A 15,795-nucleotide genomic window follows, 5' to 3' on the forward strand; every position below is an offset into this window, starting at 1 on the left:
GAGGGCCTTAGAGGGCTATAGCGTAGACATAGTTCTCATCATCACCCGGCGCGGCGCGCCAGCCTTTGTCTGTCTGCCAACGCGATAACTGAAGCATCTGGGTGCGCGCAGCTCGGCAGCTGGCTACCGATCCGGTTTCGCAATCCGCCCTGGTCACATCACGACGTCGAGTAGTCCCAGATATCGGGGGGCAGCTGGTCCTTGAGCGAGGCGTACATGGCATCGCGGAACAGTTTCACCGCTGGATAGGGTCGAAGGGCGATCGTGCGCTCCACGATCAGCCCCTGCTCGTCATCCACGATGACCTCAAGGCTCTCGATCTTGTGACCGTCCATGCTTCCTTCCCAGCGCAAGAACGTCGTGCGCTCGTCGAGCTTGAATTCGGCCGTGTAAGCGCCCGAGCCTCGCGTAGAGCTGGATTGGGCGAAGATCGCTGCGACGACATCACGTCCCGCGATCGCCCGCACCAGAATCGGACTGTTGAATACGACGTTTTCGGCAAGCAACGCGCTTACCTGAGCGGCCGTGGCGCCACCAGTTTCTCGCAGTTTGCGCAGCGGATGCATTGGCTTCCTCCCCTTCGGTGAAAAGGCGTCAAAGGCCGCAAATCGGGCGCGTTCCTATCAGCAAACAGATCAAACGCTACGTCTGCTTCAACTGGGCGCTGTCGACCGGCATCTTGCGCAGCCGCTTGCCGGTCGCGGCGAAGATGGCGTTGGCGATCGCCGGCACGACCGCAGAGGTTCCCGTTTCACCCATTCCACCGGGCGGCTCGGCACTTTGCACGATGTGAACCTCGATCGCCGGCGCCTCGTTGATGCGCAGCATCTGATACGTATCGAAGTTGGTCTGCTCGACACGGCCGTCTTTCAGCGTGATCTCGCCGTAGAGCGCCGCAGTGGTGCCGAATATCGCCCCGCTCTGGACCTGCGCCCGGACCGTATCGGGATTGACGACGGCGCCGCAATCCATGGCACAGACGATACGCCGAACGCGCACCGCGCCATCCTTCGCAACCTCGACCTCGGCGACTTGCGCGAGGTAACTGCCGAACACAAACTGCAGCGACACGCCGCGGCCGCTCCCTTTCGGCAAGGGCTGTCCCCAATCGGCCTTTGCCGCCGCAAGGTCCAGCACGGCCCTGGCGCGAGGCGACTTGTCGAGCAGCGCCCGCCGATAGTCGACCGGATCCTGCTTCGCTGCTGCAGCCAGCTCGTCGATGACGCTCTCCGTGACGAAGACGTTGTGCGAGGGCCCGACGCTGCGCCAGAACGCCGTCGGAATGCCGGGCGGTTCGACCCGCACATATTCGACATGGAAATTGGGAATGTCGTAGACGAGGTCGATGGCGCCTTCGGTCGTATCGGGATCGAGGCCGTTCTGAAATGCCGGAGGCAGCCAGCGCGCGATCACCGAGGATCCGGCAAAGCGGTGATTCCAGGCGACCGGTTTGCCCGTCTTGTCGAGGCCGACCGCGATCCGGTCGAACCAATAGGGACGATACATGTCGTGCTGGATGTCCTCCTCGCGCGTCCAGACAACCTTCACCGGCGCGTCGACCTGCCGGGCGATCTCGACCGCACGGATGACACCATCGACTTCGAGCCTGCGGCCAAAGCCGCCGCCGAGCAGGTGATTGTGCACCACCACCTTTTCGGGCGGCATCCCCAGGACCTTGGCCGCTGCGGCCTGTGCACGCCCGAGCACCTGGCTGCCGACCCAGATCTCGCAACCGTCCTGCCGGACATGCACGGTGCAGTTCATCGGCTCCATGGTCGCATGCGCGAGGAATGGCACCTCATAGGTCGCCTCGACCTTGCTTGCGGCGCCGGCCATCGCCTTGTCGACGTCGCCGACGTTCTGCGCCACCGCGCCCGCTTTCGTCGTGGCGCTTTCGAGCGCGCGCGCGACGTCGGCGGTCGCAAGCCTGGCATGCGGCCCGTCGTCCCACTCGATGGTCAGCGCGGCGAGGCCCTTCCTGGCCGCGCCCATATGGTCCGCCACCACCGCAACCGCATCATCGAGCCGGACGATCTGACGTACGCCTTTGACAGCCCGGGCTGCGGCATCGTCGACGCGCTTCACCCGTCCGCCGAACACCGGCGACTGGGCGAGCGTGGCAACCTTCACCCCGGGCGGCCGGGCATCGATGCCGTAGACCGCGGTGCCGTTGATCTTGGCAGGCGTGTCGAGCCGCTTCGCCGGCGTGCCGATCAGCCTGAAATCGGCCGGCGTCTTCAGCGTCACGTTTTCCGGCACAGGCATCTGCGCCGCATCGGCCGCAAGCGCACCGTAACCAAGGCTGCGTCCCGACGCCGGATGCCGCACCTCGCCGTTCTCCGCCCGGCAGGAGCCGGCATCCACGTTCCAGCGCCGCGCTGCCGCCGCGACGAGCATCGTCCGCGCGGTCGCGCCGGCCTTGCGCATCGGCTGCCAGGCACCGCGAATCGCATTCGAATTGCCGGTGGCCTGCACGCCGAGCAACGGGTTCATGTAGAGCTTGTCGTTCGGCGGCGCATGTTCGAGGCGGACCTGGTTCAGGCCGACCTCGAGCTCCTCGGCGATCAGCATGGGAATCGAGGTGTAGGTGCCTTGCCCCATCTCGACATAAGGCATGGTCAGGACGATCTGCCCGTCGCCGCCGATGCGGATGAACGCATTCGGTTCGAAGGCGTCGGACGTCGCAGCTGCGCTCTCGCCACCTGCGAACGGCAGGCTCACGCCGAGCAGCAGGCCGCCGCCCGCCATGGCGCTGACACCGAGAAAGTTGCGCCGCGACAGGCCAGCTGTGGTTGGCTTGGTTTCGGTTGACTTGAGCATCACGATCAGCCTCCCGATTGCGCGGCTTGCTTGATGGCTTCGCGAATGCGGACATAGGTTCCGCAACGGCAGATGTTGCCCGACATCGCGTCATCGATATCGGCATCCGTTGGCTGCGGCTTGCTCGCGAGCAGGGCGGACGCGGACATGATCTGCCCGGACTGGCAGTAGCCGCATTGCGGGACTTCCCGATCGAGCCAGGCCTGTTGAATCTTGTGACCCGCCGGCGTCTTGCCGATCGCCTCGATGGTCGTCACCTTCGCATCGCCGATACTATCGATCGACGTAATGCAGGAGCGGACAGCCTCGCCGTCGACATGCACGGTGCACGCGCCACACAGCGCCATGCCGCAGCCGAATTTCGTGCCGGTCATACCCAGCACGTCGCGCAACACCCACAGAAGCGGCGTATCGCCGTCGACATCGACCGAATGGCGATCTCCGTTGATCGTGACCTCGAAAGTCATGACGACCTCCTCTTGAAGATGATACTGACCGAGCTGCGAGGCGGCGTGCGGAGCTCACCTCGTTTCATTCGCGGACCGGGATCGGCGATTGCAGCTGGCCGGCCGCAGCTATTTCTATCCAATCACCAACTCCGACGTGAACGCAACACGTCCCGTGGCAGAAAAATGCGACAGTGCGCCGGCAGCCCCGCACCTTCATGGACTGTATTGACCTCCTGGCAGAGACCTGCGGTTGCGGCTCACTGCTCGTGACGCCCTGTCTCACCACGACAAAACGCATATCGGCTGTAATGAGGCCGCCGGCTCCGACATGCTTCCTGCAGGGGCGCCGCATGGCTGCGTTGCGCACGCCCTCATCTCCAGGCGAGTGCGCTCGACATTGATCCCGTTGCGATGCCGGTGAACGGCCGGCCGGATCCCGCCCGGAATGTCCTGCGACCTGCGCTCGATCCGGAGCCTTCCAGGATCTGGAAGTATTCCTCCCGATTTCCGCGCCTGTCTTTGCCCGGCCTCACCCCCATGTCTCCGAAGACGCCGCCCGCACAGTGCTCGTGCCCGCAGGGCACATGCAGCTTCTGCCGCAAGCCATCGAACAGGGAAGCCATGACAACAATTCATCTTCATCGCAGGACCATCTCAACGCCCGAGCAGTATATTGCCGCGCTCACCGACTTCGGGCCGGGCCGGTCGCAGGTGTTTAGCAACAGCGCCGACGACTATCTCAAGGTGCATCACAAGAGCGCATCGCACGCGGATGTCACGGAAGGTTCGGGTGGGGTCTGGGAGCGCCTGCACTATGACTGGTCAGATCCTCATCGCGTGGTCCTGACGACGACCGGCTCCAATGTCTGGGGCGGCGCATCCGGCCATACCTATACGTTCACGCCTCGCCCCGACGGCACGACCGATATCGACGTGATCGTCGTGCGCGACGGCAAGAATCTCAGGGGCCGGGTGCTCGGCTTCATCCTCGGGAGTATCGGCAGAGGCGTCCTGGCAAGGGCGTTTGAGCGCTCCGTCGACGCTGTCGAACTCCGCAACAGTGCGCTCGACCTGCACGGCCTCGCTGCCATCTAGCCAGCGATCAAGGGGAGCAAATCCCGCACCATGCCCAGGGGCCGAAGCCGGCCTCAACCGTATTTGAACGCGTATTGGAGAACGCCATGTCCACGAACCGGAACACGGAAGCGATCGATCTCGACCGCCGTCGACTTCTTGGCACCGCTGCGCTCAGCGCGGCCGCACTCGGCGCTGCGAGCCTGCTGCCTTCGACGCAGGCTACGGCAACCACCGCCGAGGCGGTACGTCCGTTCCGCGTCGCATTCACCGACGAGCAACTCAACGATCTGCGCCGGCGCATCGCTGCCACGCGCTGGCCCGACCCGGAGACCGTGACGGACGACTCGCAGGGAGTGCGGCTTGCGACCATCCAGAAGCTCGCCCGCCACTGGCAGACCAGCCATGACTGGCGCAAGGTCGAGGCGCGGCTCAACGCCTTGCCGCAGTTCGTGACCACGATCGACGGCCTCGACATCCATTTCATTCACGTTCGCTCGAAGCATGACGACGCGCTGCCCATGATCATCACCCATGGCTGGCCCGGCTCGATCATCGAGCAGATGAAGGTCATCGCCCCGCTGACGGATCCCACGGCTTACGGCGGCAGCGCATCGGATGCTTTCCATCTCGTGATTCCATCGCTGCCGGGGTACGGCTTCTCCGGCAAGCCGACGGCTCCCGGCTGGACGCCGGTGCGCATCGCACGCGCCTGGGCGACGCTGATGGAGCGCCTGGGCTACACGCGCTATGTCGCGCAGGGCGGCGATTGGGGCAATGCCGTGTCCGAGATCATGGCGCTGCAGCAACCGCAAGGGCTGCTCGCCATTCACACCAACATGGCCGCGACCGTGCCGGCCGACGTCTCGAAGGCGCTGGCCACCGGCGCACCCGCGCCATCCGGCCTGTCGAGCGAGGAAAAGCACGCCTGGGATCAGCTCGACGATTTCTACAAGAACGGGCTGGGCTACGCGATCGAGATGAACAGCCGTCCGCAGACGCTGTATGGACTGGTCGATTCGCCGGTCGGCCTTGCGGCGTGGATGCTCGACCACGACATCCGCAGCTACCGCATGATCGCGCGCTCGTTCGATGGCACGCCCGAAGGGCTGACACCGGACGACGTGCTGGACAATGTCACCCTCTATTGGCTCACGAACACGGCGATCTCGTCGGCGCGCCTTTACTGGGACACGGCGCGTGTCGCGAAAGGTGGCTTCTTCGACGCCAGAGGGCTCCGGATTCCCGTCGCCGTCAGCGCCTTCCCCGACGAGATCTATCAGGCGCCGCGGAGCTGGGCCGAGAAGGCGTATCCCAAGCTCATCCACTACAACAAGCCCGGCAAGGGCGGGCATTTCGCCGCCTGGGAGCAGCCCGAGCTGTTCACGGCGGAGATGCGGGCTGCCTTCCAGTCGCTCCGTAAGTCGATCTGAGCCGACCGCAAACGGGGCGCGCACCGCGCGCCACTGCCAGTCTCGCGTCAGCTACGAGGAATGAACGCCGGTGGACGTGGCTGCCGGGCGCGGTGCAGTCCATTCCACCTAGCGAGGCGGCGGATTGAACTCCGCGAGGACCTGCTTCAAACGCGGCGTTGCAAAATCGAGGAACGCTCGCACCTTGATCGGCAGAAACCGGTTGGCCGAGTACACGAGATTGACAGGCCGCGGTGCGGGCTGGAAATCGTCGAGCACGGTCATCAGACCTGCGCCGTCCGAAGCTGCCCCCAGCTGGTAGGACAATGCGATGGTGATTCCGATGCCGGCGCGGGCTGCAGCACAGGCGGCCTCGGCGCCGCCGACGATCAGCCGCGTCTTCACCGGCACCGCGACGGTTGCCCTGTCCCTCACGAATGTCCAGAGATCGTGTGACTCAAAGCCGGCATAGCTGATGCAATCATGCGCGGCCAGATCCTCTGGTGTCCGCGGGCGACCGCGCGCTGCCAGATAGGCGGGACTGGCGCATGCGAGGCGGCGCGTCGTGCCGACCGGGATCGCGATCAGGCTGCTATCCGGCAAGGTGCCGATGCGCACCCCGACATCGATCTGCTCCTGGACCAGACTCAGCACCCGATCGGTCGGGATGATTCTGGTCTTGATATCCGGGTAGGTCTTGAGGAAATCCGCGATGATCGGGATGAGGATGGTGCGGCCAAAACCGACCGGGGTCGTCACACTCAGCTCGCCTGTCGGCGCGGTATATTCGCCGGAGGCGATACGCTCGGCTTCGCTCACGTCGGCCAGAATGCGTTTGCAGGCCGTCAAATAGGAACTGCCTGCGTCGGTGAGCACCAATTGACGGCTCGAGCGGTTGAACAGCTTTGTCCGAAGGTGCGCCTCAAGCTCCGAAACCTTGCGGCTGACGGTCGTCAGCGGCGTCTTCAAGCGACGCGCTGCAGCGGACAGGCTGCCAGCCTCGACAACGGCCAGGAAGGTGGACATCGCATCCAGGCGATCCATCGAAATCCTCTTCCATTATCCGGAAGGACGCGCCCCAATCTTGCCACGCCCGCGCAAATTCCGGAAGCCGCCTGCTGGATCGCCGCCAGATAAGGAGCCCTTGGGCCAACGTCTCTTTTCCTGACGGCCCCCACTGGAGGCAGAAAAGCAGGGCAGGTCCCTTCCATGATTTGGAAGGACCGTTTCCACATCGACCAGTTCCTGAAGCCGACAGGCCACTCCATGTCATTGGATGAGGGCGGAAGCCACGTCGAGTGAGCGGTCCGCCACCGACAAGGAGAGTTCGATGACAAAGATGGTCAAGGCCTATCGCTACGAGCTGATGCACGACGAAGGCGCCGATTACATCGCTTATCGGCGCCAGGCGGGCGACGGCGTTTGGCAGACGGTATCCGTCTGGATGATTCCCGCCGATGCGCAAGGGAGGCTGTGATGTCTGAGGTACAGGAAATGCGTGGCGAAAAGATCTACCATTGTGATCTCAACATTACAGGAGTGACAGATCACGGTGTCGCTCTGGACGCGGTCCTTGGCGGCCGGGAAAAGGTGCCCCTGCAAGGGACACGATTTGATGTGGCGTTCGAGGGAGACATCAAAGGCCGCATCACAGGCAAACTCCGTGGCGTCGAGTACCTTCTGATGCGGGCCGACGGTCGCGCTGATCTCGACGGCAGAGGCACAATTGAGGCCGAAGACGGCCATCGGATTGCCGTGCATATTGAGGGCGTTGGAACGCCGCGAGCGAACGAACCGATCATCGATCTCGTCATGAACGTGCGTCTCACCACCGCATCCTCCAAGTATGACTGGGTCAATTCGAGGCAAATCTGGAGTCTCGGGACGGGAGACCTGGCGATGGGCAAGATACGCGTCGACGCGTTCAGGCAGTGACGGACGAAAGTCGCCGCGCCAACACGCGGCGGCAACCTAACAGCGACCGGCTTCGTGACCATGAGATCGGGCCGGTCGAACTGCGCCGGCCTCCAGGGCTGCGCCCGGCCACATTGTCGCGTCGGCATGAGCAGCATGCTGCCGCTTGTCGCGTTCGCGGACGGCAGGCGCGCCGTCCATTTCGCACGCGCGAGCCAATGGCATCGGCAAGCCGACGCGCGTCGTGCGCCGCCCAGGACGGGCCGGGAAATATTGCACCGAGATCAATATCCAGATTGCACCGAGAAATGTATCGGCGCATACCGCTCCCGTTGGCGGAATTGCACTGGCCGATCCCGCGCAATCCAACAACGGAGCCGAACATGCACGTGAACTATCTCGAGACGTTCCTGGCCTTCCTGGGGCTGACCATCGGCGGGATTTCGGTGCTGCCCGGCCTGTTTTTCTCAAAGCCTGTCGGGACGAACCGCAGCACAGGGCCGGGAAGCGCTCCGCTGCATGGCACGCGGCGCACCTGTGAACAGCGTCGACAGATATCGAGATGATCCGATGGAGCTGACGGTCACGACAATCCTGATTGCCTTTGTGGGCGTCTTCCTGATCTGTTTCATGAAGGGCGCATTTGGCGGCGGCTTCTCCATCGTGGGCATCCCGCTCCTGTCATTCGTCATGGATCCGGTGACCGCAGGCGGCCTGCTCGCGCCCCTGTTCATTGCGATGGACCTGTTCGCGCTGCGCTACTGGAAGCCCTCGACCTGGTCGAAGCCCGACCTCGTCCTGCTCCTGCCGGGACTCGTAGCCGGCATCGGCTGCGGCTATCTGCTGTTTCGGGTGCTGGACCATCGCGCCGTTGCGATCGTAATGGCGCTGACCACCCTGATCTTCGTCGTGCTGTGGCTCGCTGCGGGTTCGGAGGTGACCATCCGTCCGCGCTCGTCGCCGAAGGCGGTTGCCGCAGGTCTCGCCTCCGGGGTCACGACCATGGTCGCCCATTCTGGCGGACCGCCGCTCGCGATGTATTTGCTGCCGCTTGGTCTCCGCAAGGAGATTTATGCCGGAACAACGAGCCTGTTCTTCACGGTCGGCAACACGACAAAGGCGCTGCCATGGCTGCTGCTGGCAAAGCCGACCGGCAATGTCTGGATCGTGATGGCGGTTTGCCTTCTCGCCATTCCCGTCGGCGTCTGGCTCGGTTGGCGTCTTCACGGCAAACTGGACCAGCGCCAGATCTATCGCGCCTGCTACGGATTGCTGGTCGTGACCTCGTTGAAGCTGCTCTGGGACGGAATTTCCGGCTACATGGCATAGGTCCGCCGGCTGCCGGGATTGGCGGCGACGATCTCGTCGAGGTTCGCGCGCCGCGGCCGGAAATGATCACCTTGTTGCGAGGCGTTTAGCGTGACTGAAACCGCTTAGTCTGTGCGGCCAGACTGAGGGTATTCAACCCGTTGCCCCCTCAAACGAGGGTTCAGCGCATACGTCGCGGCAGCTTCTCCTTGGGCGAGGACATGACCGCGCATCGCTTGCTCGAGCGATGGTCCATCAAAGGCTCCACTCAACCCTAGGGATGGCAAATCGAGTGCGAAGACCCGCACGATGTAACGATGGGGGCGTTCATCGTTGACCGGTGGGCAAGGCCCGTCATAGCCGCCATAGGTGCCGGCCGTCTCCGCGTTCGAAGCGAGAAACGTCGTATAGATGTTTGCGCCCCGGCGGCCATGTCCTGTCTCGCCGATCGGCTTTCCCCGGGGAACCAACGTCTCGCTTTCGACGCCCGAAGGGAGCGAGGTGATGCTGGCCGGGATATCGTCCAGCACCCAATGATGGACAGTGATGCGCGGCGCATCCGCCGTAATGACGACGCCGGCTTTGTTGATTTGGCTGAAATCCCGCGGAACATCCGGGTCGACCATCAGGAGCGCATAGGATCGCGTTCCCCTTGGACCAGGCGACCACTTAACCGCCGGGCTGACATCTTTCAAAGCACTGGATGCCGGCGGACAGAAGGCGGCCTGATCGGGCAAGCGTCCGGAACGGTCCAGGCCACCGATCTCCACTGTCAGATGATCTGCCGCAACAGCCACTGAAGCGGCCATCATTGCTGCGAGAACGGCCGCGACCGCGAGGGTTCGATATTCCTGTCTTCCCATCTCTTATCCCCATCGTTCGAAACTGCGGGGAGAGTAGAGAGCGAGAGAAGCGGCCGACGGCCGGTTCCGGTCAACTTTGCGCCCAATCCGATCAGGCGGGACCCGTCTCGCGCCTTCGATGCCGGACGGCTGAAGGTGTCGCACCAAAGCGTTCCTGAAAATGCCGGGCAAAGTGTGAGCGCGATCGATAACCTGTCGCCGCAAGTGCGTCGGCAACGTCGGCGTCTCGGTCGTTAAGAACGGTGAAAGCCGCTTTCATCCTTTCATCGCGCAACAATTCTTGAAACGTCTGGCCTTCCGCACGCAGCCGACGTCGCAACGTGGCTTCGGACATGGAGAGTTCGACGGCAACGCCTGCGGCAGTCCACGGCATATGGAGGCGGTGCCTGACAAGCAGGCGAACTGCCTCGACGGCCGAGCCATCGACATATTTTGGAATGAGGGAAATGACGCCTTGCTCGGCGAGGATCAGCAGAATCTCGAGGATGCGATGGTCCTTGAGATATCGCGAAGCCGGCACTCGACGCGACAAGGCTTCAGCGCCATGAAGAATGGCGGAACACAGTTCAGGGCTGATAACGGGTTCGTTGGTGCGTATTTTCTGGCCGACGAATTGCGGCCAGCGGCGCGCTGCTTCAATAATCAATTCGCGCGAAAAACGGATGAAAAGAGCGCGATAGAAACCAGTATTCGGATCCGTTACGTTTATGACATCGACGCAAGCATTTGCCTGGAGCACGAAAGCATCGCCGGCATTGTAAATGCGCTGGTCGACGCCTGTATTGATTTCCTTCGTTCCTTCAACGATGACGACCAAGCCGGTCGTTGGCATAACAAGTTGCGCGATGGTCTCGCGCCTCTTGCTCACAAAAGCTGAAATGACAGGAGGACCTTCACCTTCAAGTGGCTCGGTAGAGCCGCTCATGGCCAACGGACGCAACGCGCCCGCGACCTCCAATCGAACATGTCTGTCCTTTGACTTGACGATCATCGCCACACGACCACTGCAGTTGGTGTACGCACGTACTGACCTAGACGCAGGATGATCTGAACAACCCCTATCCCGGGTATGATTTCGCCCGCTTGTGTCGGGAAGCGCCCGCACAATATGAATCCTACGTCGATTTCGCACCAGGTGAGTGGACCACCACCCGCATCGACGTCAAGGGTACCACTGCGAAACTCTTCGCTGGCGATGCGTTGCAACCCGCCCTGATCGTCAACGACCTCAAACGCGGGCCGGACAGCAACGGCAGCATTGGGCTTTATGTTGACAAGGCACCGACGGACATTTCCGAAACCTGAGGGTGCATCCAGCGTCTCAATACGTCGACTCGCGCAGACTTCCGGGTTGGGGCCCTCGCGTCATTTCGCTGCGATGTGGAATTCGGTCGCGGCCGCCGGCGCCACTTCCTGCCGGAAGATGGGCCGTTCAACTCCACCATCACCCGTCTCGATAGCCGAGACGGGGCCGACCTCAGGCCTATGTCGCGCCGCCGGGGTGAGATATCCGGTTCAAGATCACGCTCCTGTAGTCGCCGGATTTTTCCGAGACCCAGATCTGCTTGCGAACAGAATTGACGTTCAGGAAAAACTCGCCGTAAGGCCAGCCATCCTTGTCCGGGAACACCCCCTTCATGCGAGCGGTGAAGCGGCCCTCGCCTGGATTGATCACCCCGCGCAGGATAACCAGCTCGCAGATCACCGCGGTCTTGTCGGGCAAAGCTGAATGCGGATGCGGCTCGTAGCCGAAACACTGCTCAAGCCTGCGGAGCACACGGGTCGTTTGCTCGCCGTGCGACACCAGCGCCATCTCTCGTGTCGGATGGCCACGCGGAATCGTCCATTCCTGGCGTTCTTTCAAGGCCGGGCCCGCACGCCCCTTGTGCTCCCAGACCTCAACGGCATCCGTATGACTGCCATCGGATAATCCGAGAACAAGACCGAACCCCGCCGTGTCGCCGGCCAAGGTGGCTGTCGCAGCGATCCAAAGCTGTGCGTCCCATTTCCATTCCGCAATATCGAACACCAGCGCTTCAGACGTCGGTGTAAAATGCTGAGGGGGACCTGCAGGATCGGCGCCGCCGACCCAGTGCGCGCCCCGAGGCAATTCGCCGTAAAGCCCCTCCGGGGTCGGCCCAAGCGTTCGCCTCCTGGGCTTCATCCAATCGAACAATCCCATTCCCGGCTCCAGAGACGGCACCATCGGCAATGGGCCCTTAGAGCACACACTCTACTATCTCACAAGTTGCGCTATCATATTTATTCTCCTTTTACGTCCTGCCGACAGGCGCGCCCTCAGCACGCGGGAACGCAACCCCGTCACCACAACGGTGCCAGCGCCTGACGACTGAAGGCCGCGGCCAGCAGAAGCACAACGGCGATGCCGGCGACAAACGCCGTAACCAACCTGGCGCGCCGCCATCCGCCGGTGATGAGCAGCGCTGCGGCAGCGCCGCCGTTTGAAACAACCCCCATCGCGGCGACGCCGAACGGAAAGCGCCCCTCGGCGATCGTCCAAAAGCCGGAGCCATAACCAACGAGCAGGGCGAGGACGGCAACACCGTAGAGGCGGAAGATGACCCTCGCGCCATCACCGGTCGTTCGCAACATGGCCGCGAGCTGCGGCTCCGGCGTCAGCAGGAAGGGCGCAGCCGTCAGCACGGCGGTGACGGCGATCTTGACGATGAGGATGAATGCAATGGCGGTCATTGTGTCCAGTTCCGCTGATACCCGGGAGTGATCCTGCTGGCGGCCGCTTTACCCGGCCGCAGCAAGTCGTTTCGTGAAGAACGCCAGGATCTCGTCGCGCGCGGCCATCGTCGGTTCGCCGGCGGCATCGATCAGGTGTTGTGTGACGACGCTGTGCGGATAAGGCACATGCCTGGCGAAGAACGGCGACACGTCCGTGTTCACGGCATCGTCCGGCAGTTCGCGCGCGACAAAGCGATCGCCCAGCGCCTCGGCGTAGGCCGCGAAGCGCTCGGCGCGGCAGATCTGATCGCCCTTGAAGCGATACGCCAGGACCGTGAGATCGTCGCGATCCAGGCGCTCCTTGACCGCGTGCAGTTCGTCCGGCGCGATTTCGAGACCGGCCGGGTCTCTGAGGGGAAGCGACGGTTGCGACAGGACGGGCGCCAGCATCGAGGGCTCGAGCATCATCGTCAGCGCGAAGTTCCCGGTAAAACACATGCCAATCGCCCCGACGCCGGGGCCGCCGCACTCCTGATGGGCATGGCGGGCGAGCGCACGCAACCACCTGGTCACGGGGCTTGATTCATTGGCCTGGAACGCACGAAACTCCGCGCTCATGCAGGCGTGCTGGAAGACCGCCACTCCCTCTTCCGCGGTCGGCACCGCTCCGTCGCGACCGAACAATGACGGCATGTAGACGGTGAAGCCCGCATCGCGCACCCAGCGCGCAAAACGTGCGACATGCGGACTGATGCCCGGCATCTCCGTCATCACGATCACAGCCGGACCGTGTCCTGCGACGTAGACCCTTTTCGTGACGTCGTTGAGCGAGATGTCGCGCGGAGCAAAGTCGTCGAGCGTATCGTCCATCTTCATGCTGCGGTGAGGCATGGCGTACTCTTCTCCTTCGGCACACTGGCAATGGCGGATGATGAACTGGTGCAATTGACCCGCGCCCGCCAAGGGTTGAATTCACGGCAGGCGCCGCTTAGGTCCAATTATTGGACGCAGCTATACATGCCTAGATCCATAAATGCAACTCAGATAGAAGGGGCGCCATGACAGATTCCGCGTTGATCCGCCGGTCGCCGGTGCCGCCCGGCGATTGCAACCTCGCGAAAAGCTTCGCGCTCATCGGCGACCGCTGGTCGCTGATGATCCTGCGCTCGGCGCTTTACGGGCTGCGCCGCTTCGACGATTTCCAGACGGAGCTGGAGATCCCGCGCACCGTGCTCTCCAGCCGTCTTGCGGGCCTGGTCGAGAGCGGGATCATGGAACGGCGCGACTATCGCGAGGACGGCCAGCGCACCCGTGTCGAATACCCGTTGACCAAGATGGGGCAGGCCCTGAGCCTGCCGTTCATCGCCATGACGGAATGGGGCGATCGTTGGCTCGGCGACGGCCATTCTCCGCTGACGCTGCGCTCGAAGGCAAGCGGCGAGCGGCTCAGGGTCGCGCTCGTTGACGAGGCCGGAAAGGCCGTGCGGCCCGCGGACATCGACACCGTTATCACCACGAGGCCAGGCGGCCGAAAGACATGATGCCGCCGTGAGGGGCCGCTGATCCTCGACATCGTCGATGCCGTCCGCGGTGGAGCGACAGCGGTTCAGGGTATGGCAGTTCAGGTCATGGCAGTTCAGGGTGGGATCGCCGCGACAGGTTGATTGGCACAATCAATCTTGACCCCGCCGCGGCTGCAGCGCGATCAAGCGAGGCCCATCATCATGGGCCGCTCTGCCGGCGCCGCGCGATCGAGCGCGCTTCGCCGCCGTTTTTGCCCGCGAGGCCTGCCATGTCAGACGACACGCCCCTGTCCCCGTCCGCAACCACTCCGGTGGACCCGACCGCGCATTTCCTTGCCGACTTCTGGCGGGCGGTCGGCGGTGACGGTGCGCAGCTGCGGCATCTGACGGTGGCAGGCGCCGGATCGCTGTCCTCCGCCTTCCATGTCAGCGAACTCGCCACCGCCGCGATCGGCGCGGCAAGCCTTGCGCTCGCCGAGCTGTCGTCGCTGGACGCCGCGGCCTTCCCCGCCGTGGAGATCGACCGCCGCCTCGCCTCGCTGTGGTTCGGCACCTCGCTGCGGCCGCAAGGGTGGCGCCTGCCGCCGCCGTGGGATCCGGTGGCGGGCGACTATGCGACCGCGGACGGCTGGATCCGGCTGCACACCAACGCGCCGCATCACCGCGACGCCGCGATGGCGGTGCTGAAGACGGCGGTCGACCGCGACGCCGTGGCACGCGCCGTGGCGAGCTGGAACGCGACAGACCTGGAAAGCGCCATCGTCGCCGGCAATGGCTGCGCGGCCGCGATGCGCCCGGTCGACGCCTGGGCCGCGCATCCGCAGGGCCGCGCGGTCAACGCCGAGCCGCTGCTGCATCGGACCGCGATTCCCGCGGCCGCGCCGCCGCACTGGACACCGACCACGGGCCGCCCGCTGCGCGGCCTGCGCGTGCTCGACCTGACCCGCATCCTCGCCGGCCCGGTCGCAACGCGTTTCCTCGCCGGCTTCGGCGCCGACGTGCTGCGCATCGATCCCCTCGGCTGGGAAGAGCCCGGCACCGTGCCCGAGGTGGTGCTGGGCAAGCGCTGCGCCCGCCTCGACCTGAAGAACCCCGCCGACCGCCGCACGCTGGAAGCGCTGCTGACGCGGGCCGACGTGCTGGTGCACGGCTATCGTCCCGACGCGCTGGCACGGCTCGGGCTCGATCGCGCGCGGCGGCGCGCGCTCAATCCCGCTCTGATCGACGTCTCGCTCGACGCCTATGGCTGGAGCGGGCCGTGGCAGGGCCGCCGCGGCTTCGACAGCCTGATCCAGATGAGCACCGGCATTGCCGACGCCGGCATGCGCGCGATGACGCGCGACCGGCCGACGCCGCTGCCGAACCAGGCGATCGACCATGCCACCGGCTACCTGCTGGCCGCCGCCGCCATCCGCGGCCTGACGCAGCGGCTGCGGACGGGAGAAGCCTCTGAAGCGCGTGCGTCGCTGGCGCGCACGGCGCGGCTGCTGATCTCGGGCGGCAGCCAGGCGAGCGACGCCGCGCCGCTCGCGCCGGAGACGGCCGCCGACTGGGCCGACGCGATCGAGGCGACGGGCTGGGGCCCGGCCCGCCGGGTGCGGCCGCCGGCTGCGATCGACGGCATCGCGATGCGCTGGGCGCGGCCGGCACCCCGGCTGGGATCGTCGCCCGCGGCATGGGCCGCGGACGAGACCTGACTGCTCTGAAAAAAGCCGGCGTGATCAACGGCGGCGGCGTG

At 64.3% G+C, this 15,795-nt stretch carries 18 protein-coding genes; 9 read left to right on the top strand and 9 right to left on the bottom strand.

Annotated features, from left to right (window positions below; all coding sequences use genetic code 11):
* Positions 1–158 precede the first annotated feature (158 nt).
* The 3 genes from AB4Z37_RS28550 to AB4Z37_RS28560 form a co-directional block, all read right to left on the bottom strand.
* Positions 159–566, bottom strand: coding sequence for a hypothetical protein (locus tag AB4Z37_RS28550; RefSeq protein WP_441520099.1), 408 nt, complete (start codon positions 564–566; stop codon positions 159–161).
* A gap of 76 nt (positions 567–642) precedes the next feature.
* Positions 643–2,820, bottom strand: a complete 2,178-nt coding sequence (locus AB4Z37_RS28555) for a molybdopterin cofactor-binding domain-containing protein (protein WP_441520100.1) — start codon at positions 2,818–2,820, stop codon at positions 643–645.
* 5 nt (positions 2,821–2,825) lie between these two features.
* Entirely contained in the window at positions 2,826–3,287 is a 462-nt protein-coding gene (locus tag AB4Z37_RS28560) for a (2Fe-2S)-binding protein (RefSeq protein WP_211968937.1), read from the bottom strand.
* 393 nt (positions 3,288–3,680) lie between these two features.
* Here AB4Z37_RS28560 and AB4Z37_RS28565 point away from each other — a divergent pair, with 393 nt between their 5' ends.
* Both AB4Z37_RS28565 and AB4Z37_RS28570 read left to right on the top strand, forming a co-directional pair.
* A complete protein-coding gene (locus AB4Z37_RS28565; protein ID WP_441520101.1) occupies positions 3,681–4,364 on the top strand; it encodes a hypothetical protein in 684 nt (227 codons plus the stop codon).
* Positions 4,365–4,450: 86 nt separating this feature from the next.
* Positions 4,451–5,776 (top strand): epoxide hydrolase family protein, encoded by a 1,326-nt coding sequence (locus tag AB4Z37_RS28570; protein WP_441520102.1) that lies wholly within the window; start codon positions 4,451–4,453, stop codon positions 5,774–5,776.
* 108 nt (positions 5,777–5,884) lie between these two features.
* On the opposite strand, the gene AB4Z37_RS28575 is transcribed toward AB4Z37_RS28570, so the two are convergent.
* Positions 5,885–6,799, bottom strand: coding sequence for a LysR family transcriptional regulator (locus tag AB4Z37_RS28575; protein ID WP_211968934.1), 915 nt, complete (start codon positions 6,797–6,799; stop codon positions 5,885–5,887).
* 286 nt (positions 6,800–7,085) lie between these two features.
* Here AB4Z37_RS28575 and AB4Z37_RS28580 point away from each other — a divergent pair, with 286 nt between their 5' ends.
* The 4 genes from AB4Z37_RS28580 (at position 7,086) to AB4Z37_RS28595 (ending at position 8,998) form a co-directional block, all read left to right on the top strand.
* Entirely contained in the window at positions 7,086–7,232 is a 147-nt protein-coding gene (locus AB4Z37_RS28580; RefSeq protein ID WP_211968933.1) for a hypothetical protein, read from the top strand.
* Complete coding sequence (locus AB4Z37_RS28585) at positions 7,232–7,690, top strand: DUF3237 family protein (RefSeq protein ID WP_441520103.1); 459 nt, start codon at positions 7,232–7,234, stop codon at positions 7,688–7,690. Before AB4Z37_RS28580 ends, AB4Z37_RS28585 begins: the two co-directional genes overlap by 1 nt.
* 362 nt (positions 7,691–8,052) lie before the next feature.
* Positions 8,053–8,235, top strand: a complete 183-nt coding sequence (locus AB4Z37_RS28590) for a hypothetical protein (RefSeq protein WP_441520104.1) — start codon at positions 8,053–8,055, stop codon at positions 8,233–8,235.
* A gap of 4 nt (positions 8,236–8,239) precedes the next feature.
* Complete coding sequence (locus tag AB4Z37_RS28595) at positions 8,240–8,998, top strand: sulfite exporter TauE/SafE family protein (RefSeq protein ID WP_441520105.1); 759 nt, start codon at positions 8,240–8,242, stop codon at positions 8,996–8,998.
* A gap of 104 nt (positions 8,999–9,102) precedes the next feature.
* Here AB4Z37_RS28595 and AB4Z37_RS28600 read toward each other — a convergent pair whose 3' ends face one another.
* Complete coding sequence (locus AB4Z37_RS28600; protein WP_441520106.1) at positions 9,103–9,840, bottom strand: YbhB/YbcL family Raf kinase inhibitor-like protein; 738 nt, start codon at positions 9,838–9,840, stop codon at positions 9,103–9,105.
* A 91-nt stretch (positions 9,841–9,931) separates the two neighbouring features.
* Entirely contained in the window at positions 9,932–10,831 is a 900-nt protein-coding gene (locus AB4Z37_RS28605) for a helix-turn-helix transcriptional regulator (RefSeq protein ID WP_441520159.1), read from the bottom strand.
* Positions 10,832–10,923: 92 nt separating this feature from the next.
* On the opposite strand from AB4Z37_RS28605, the gene AB4Z37_RS28610 reads away from it, so the two are divergent.
* Positions 10,924–11,145 carry a hypothetical protein gene (locus tag AB4Z37_RS28610; RefSeq protein WP_441520107.1) on the top strand — a complete coding sequence of 74 codons (222 nt, stop codon included), beginning with the start codon at positions 10,924–10,926 and terminating at the stop codon, positions 11,143–11,145.
* A gap of 178 nt (positions 11,146–11,323) precedes the next feature.
* Here AB4Z37_RS28610 and AB4Z37_RS28615 read toward each other — a convergent pair whose 3' ends face one another.
* The 3 genes from AB4Z37_RS28615 to AB4Z37_RS28625 all read right to left on the bottom strand — a co-directional run bounded on the left by AB4Z37_RS28615 (position 11,324) and on the right by AB4Z37_RS28625 (position 13,479).
* Positions 11,324–12,022, bottom strand: coding sequence for a hypothetical protein (locus AB4Z37_RS28615; protein ID WP_441520108.1), 699 nt, complete (start codon positions 12,020–12,022; stop codon positions 11,324–11,326).
* 140 nt (positions 12,023–12,162) lie between these two features.
* Positions 12,163–12,552, bottom strand: a complete 390-nt coding sequence (locus AB4Z37_RS28620; RefSeq protein ID WP_441520109.1) for a hypothetical protein — start codon at positions 12,550–12,552, stop codon at positions 12,163–12,165.
* Positions 12,553–12,600: 48 nt separating this feature from the next.
* A complete protein-coding gene (locus tag AB4Z37_RS28625) occupies positions 12,601–13,479 on the bottom strand; it encodes a dienelactone hydrolase family protein (protein WP_441520110.1) in 879 nt (292 codons plus the stop codon).
* Positions 13,480–13,592: 113 nt separating this feature from the next.
* On the opposite strand from AB4Z37_RS28625, the gene AB4Z37_RS28630 reads away from it, so the two are divergent.
* Both AB4Z37_RS28630 and AB4Z37_RS28635 read left to right on the top strand, forming a co-directional pair.
* Positions 13,593–14,075: a winged helix-turn-helix transcriptional regulator gene (locus AB4Z37_RS28630; RefSeq protein ID WP_441520111.1), complete on the top strand. Its 483-nt coding sequence runs from the start codon at positions 13,593–13,595 to the stop codon at positions 14,073–14,075.
* Positions 14,076–14,326: 251 nt separating this feature from the next.
* Positions 14,327–15,754, top strand: a complete 1,428-nt coding sequence (locus AB4Z37_RS28635; RefSeq protein ID WP_441520112.1) for a CoA transferase — start codon at positions 14,327–14,329, stop codon at positions 15,752–15,754.
* The last annotated feature ends 41 nt before the right edge of the window (positions 15,755–15,795 follow it).

Origin of the sequence: Bradyrhizobium sp. 2TAF24 (assembly GCF_052115025.1) — a bacterium.
Lineage (GTDB): Bacteria > Pseudomonadota > Alphaproteobacteria > Rhizobiales > Xanthobacteraceae > Bradyrhizobium_A.

Coding starts and splice junctions, on each gene's coding strand:
- AB4Z37_RS28580 (WP_211968933.1), top strand. CDS start 7,086: ATGACAAAGATGGTCAAGGCCTATCGCTACGAGCTGATGCACGACGAA.
- AB4Z37_RS28630 (WP_441520111.1), top strand. CDS start 13,593: ATGACAGATTCCGCGTTGATCCGCCGGTCGCCGGTGCCGCCCGGCGAT.
- AB4Z37_RS28585 (WP_441520103.1), top strand. CDS start 7,232: ATGTCTGAGGTACAGGAAATGCGTGGCGAAAAGATCTACCATTGTGAT.
- AB4Z37_RS28605 (WP_441520159.1), bottom strand. CDS start 10,831: ATGATCGTCAAGTCAAAGGACAGACATGTTCGATTGGAGGTCGCGGGC.
- AB4Z37_RS28620 (WP_441520109.1), bottom strand. CDS start 12,552: ATGACCGCCATTGCATTCATCCTCATCGTCAAGATCGCCGTCACCGCC.
- AB4Z37_RS28590 (WP_441520104.1), top strand. CDS start 8,053: ATGCACGTGAACTATCTCGAGACGTTCCTGGCCTTCCTGGGGCTGACC.
- AB4Z37_RS28615 (WP_441520108.1), bottom strand. CDS start 12,022: ATGGGATTGTTCGATTGGATGAAGCCCAGGAGGCGAACGCTTGGGCCG.
- AB4Z37_RS28635 (WP_441520112.1), top strand. CDS start 14,327: ATGTCAGACGACACGCCCCTGTCCCCGTCCGCAACCACTCCGGTGGAC.
- AB4Z37_RS28555 (WP_441520100.1), bottom strand. CDS start 2,820: ATGCTCAAGTCAACCGAAACCAAGCCAACCACAGCTGGCCTGTCGCGG.
- AB4Z37_RS28565 (WP_441520101.1), top strand. CDS start 3,681: ATGCCGGTGAACGGCCGGCCGGATCCCGCCCGGAATGTCCTGCGACCT.
- AB4Z37_RS28570 (WP_441520102.1), top strand. CDS start 4,451: ATGTCCACGAACCGGAACACGGAAGCGATCGATCTCGACCGCCGTCGA.
- AB4Z37_RS28560 (WP_211968937.1), bottom strand. CDS start 3,287: ATGACTTTCGAGGTCACGATCAACGGAGATCGCCATTCGGTCGATGTC.
- AB4Z37_RS28575 (WP_211968934.1), bottom strand. CDS start 6,799: ATGGATCGCCTGGATGCGATGTCCACCTTCCTGGCCGTTGTCGAGGCT.
- AB4Z37_RS28595 (WP_441520105.1), top strand. CDS start 8,240: ATGGAGCTGACGGTCACGACAATCCTGATTGCCTTTGTGGGCGTCTTC.
- AB4Z37_RS28600 (WP_441520106.1), bottom strand. CDS start 9,840: ATGGGAAGACAGGAATATCGAACCCTCGCGGTCGCGGCCGTTCTCGCA.
- AB4Z37_RS28550 (WP_441520099.1), bottom strand. CDS start 566: ATGCATCCGCTGCGCAAACTGCGAGAAACTGGTGGCGCCACGGCCGCT.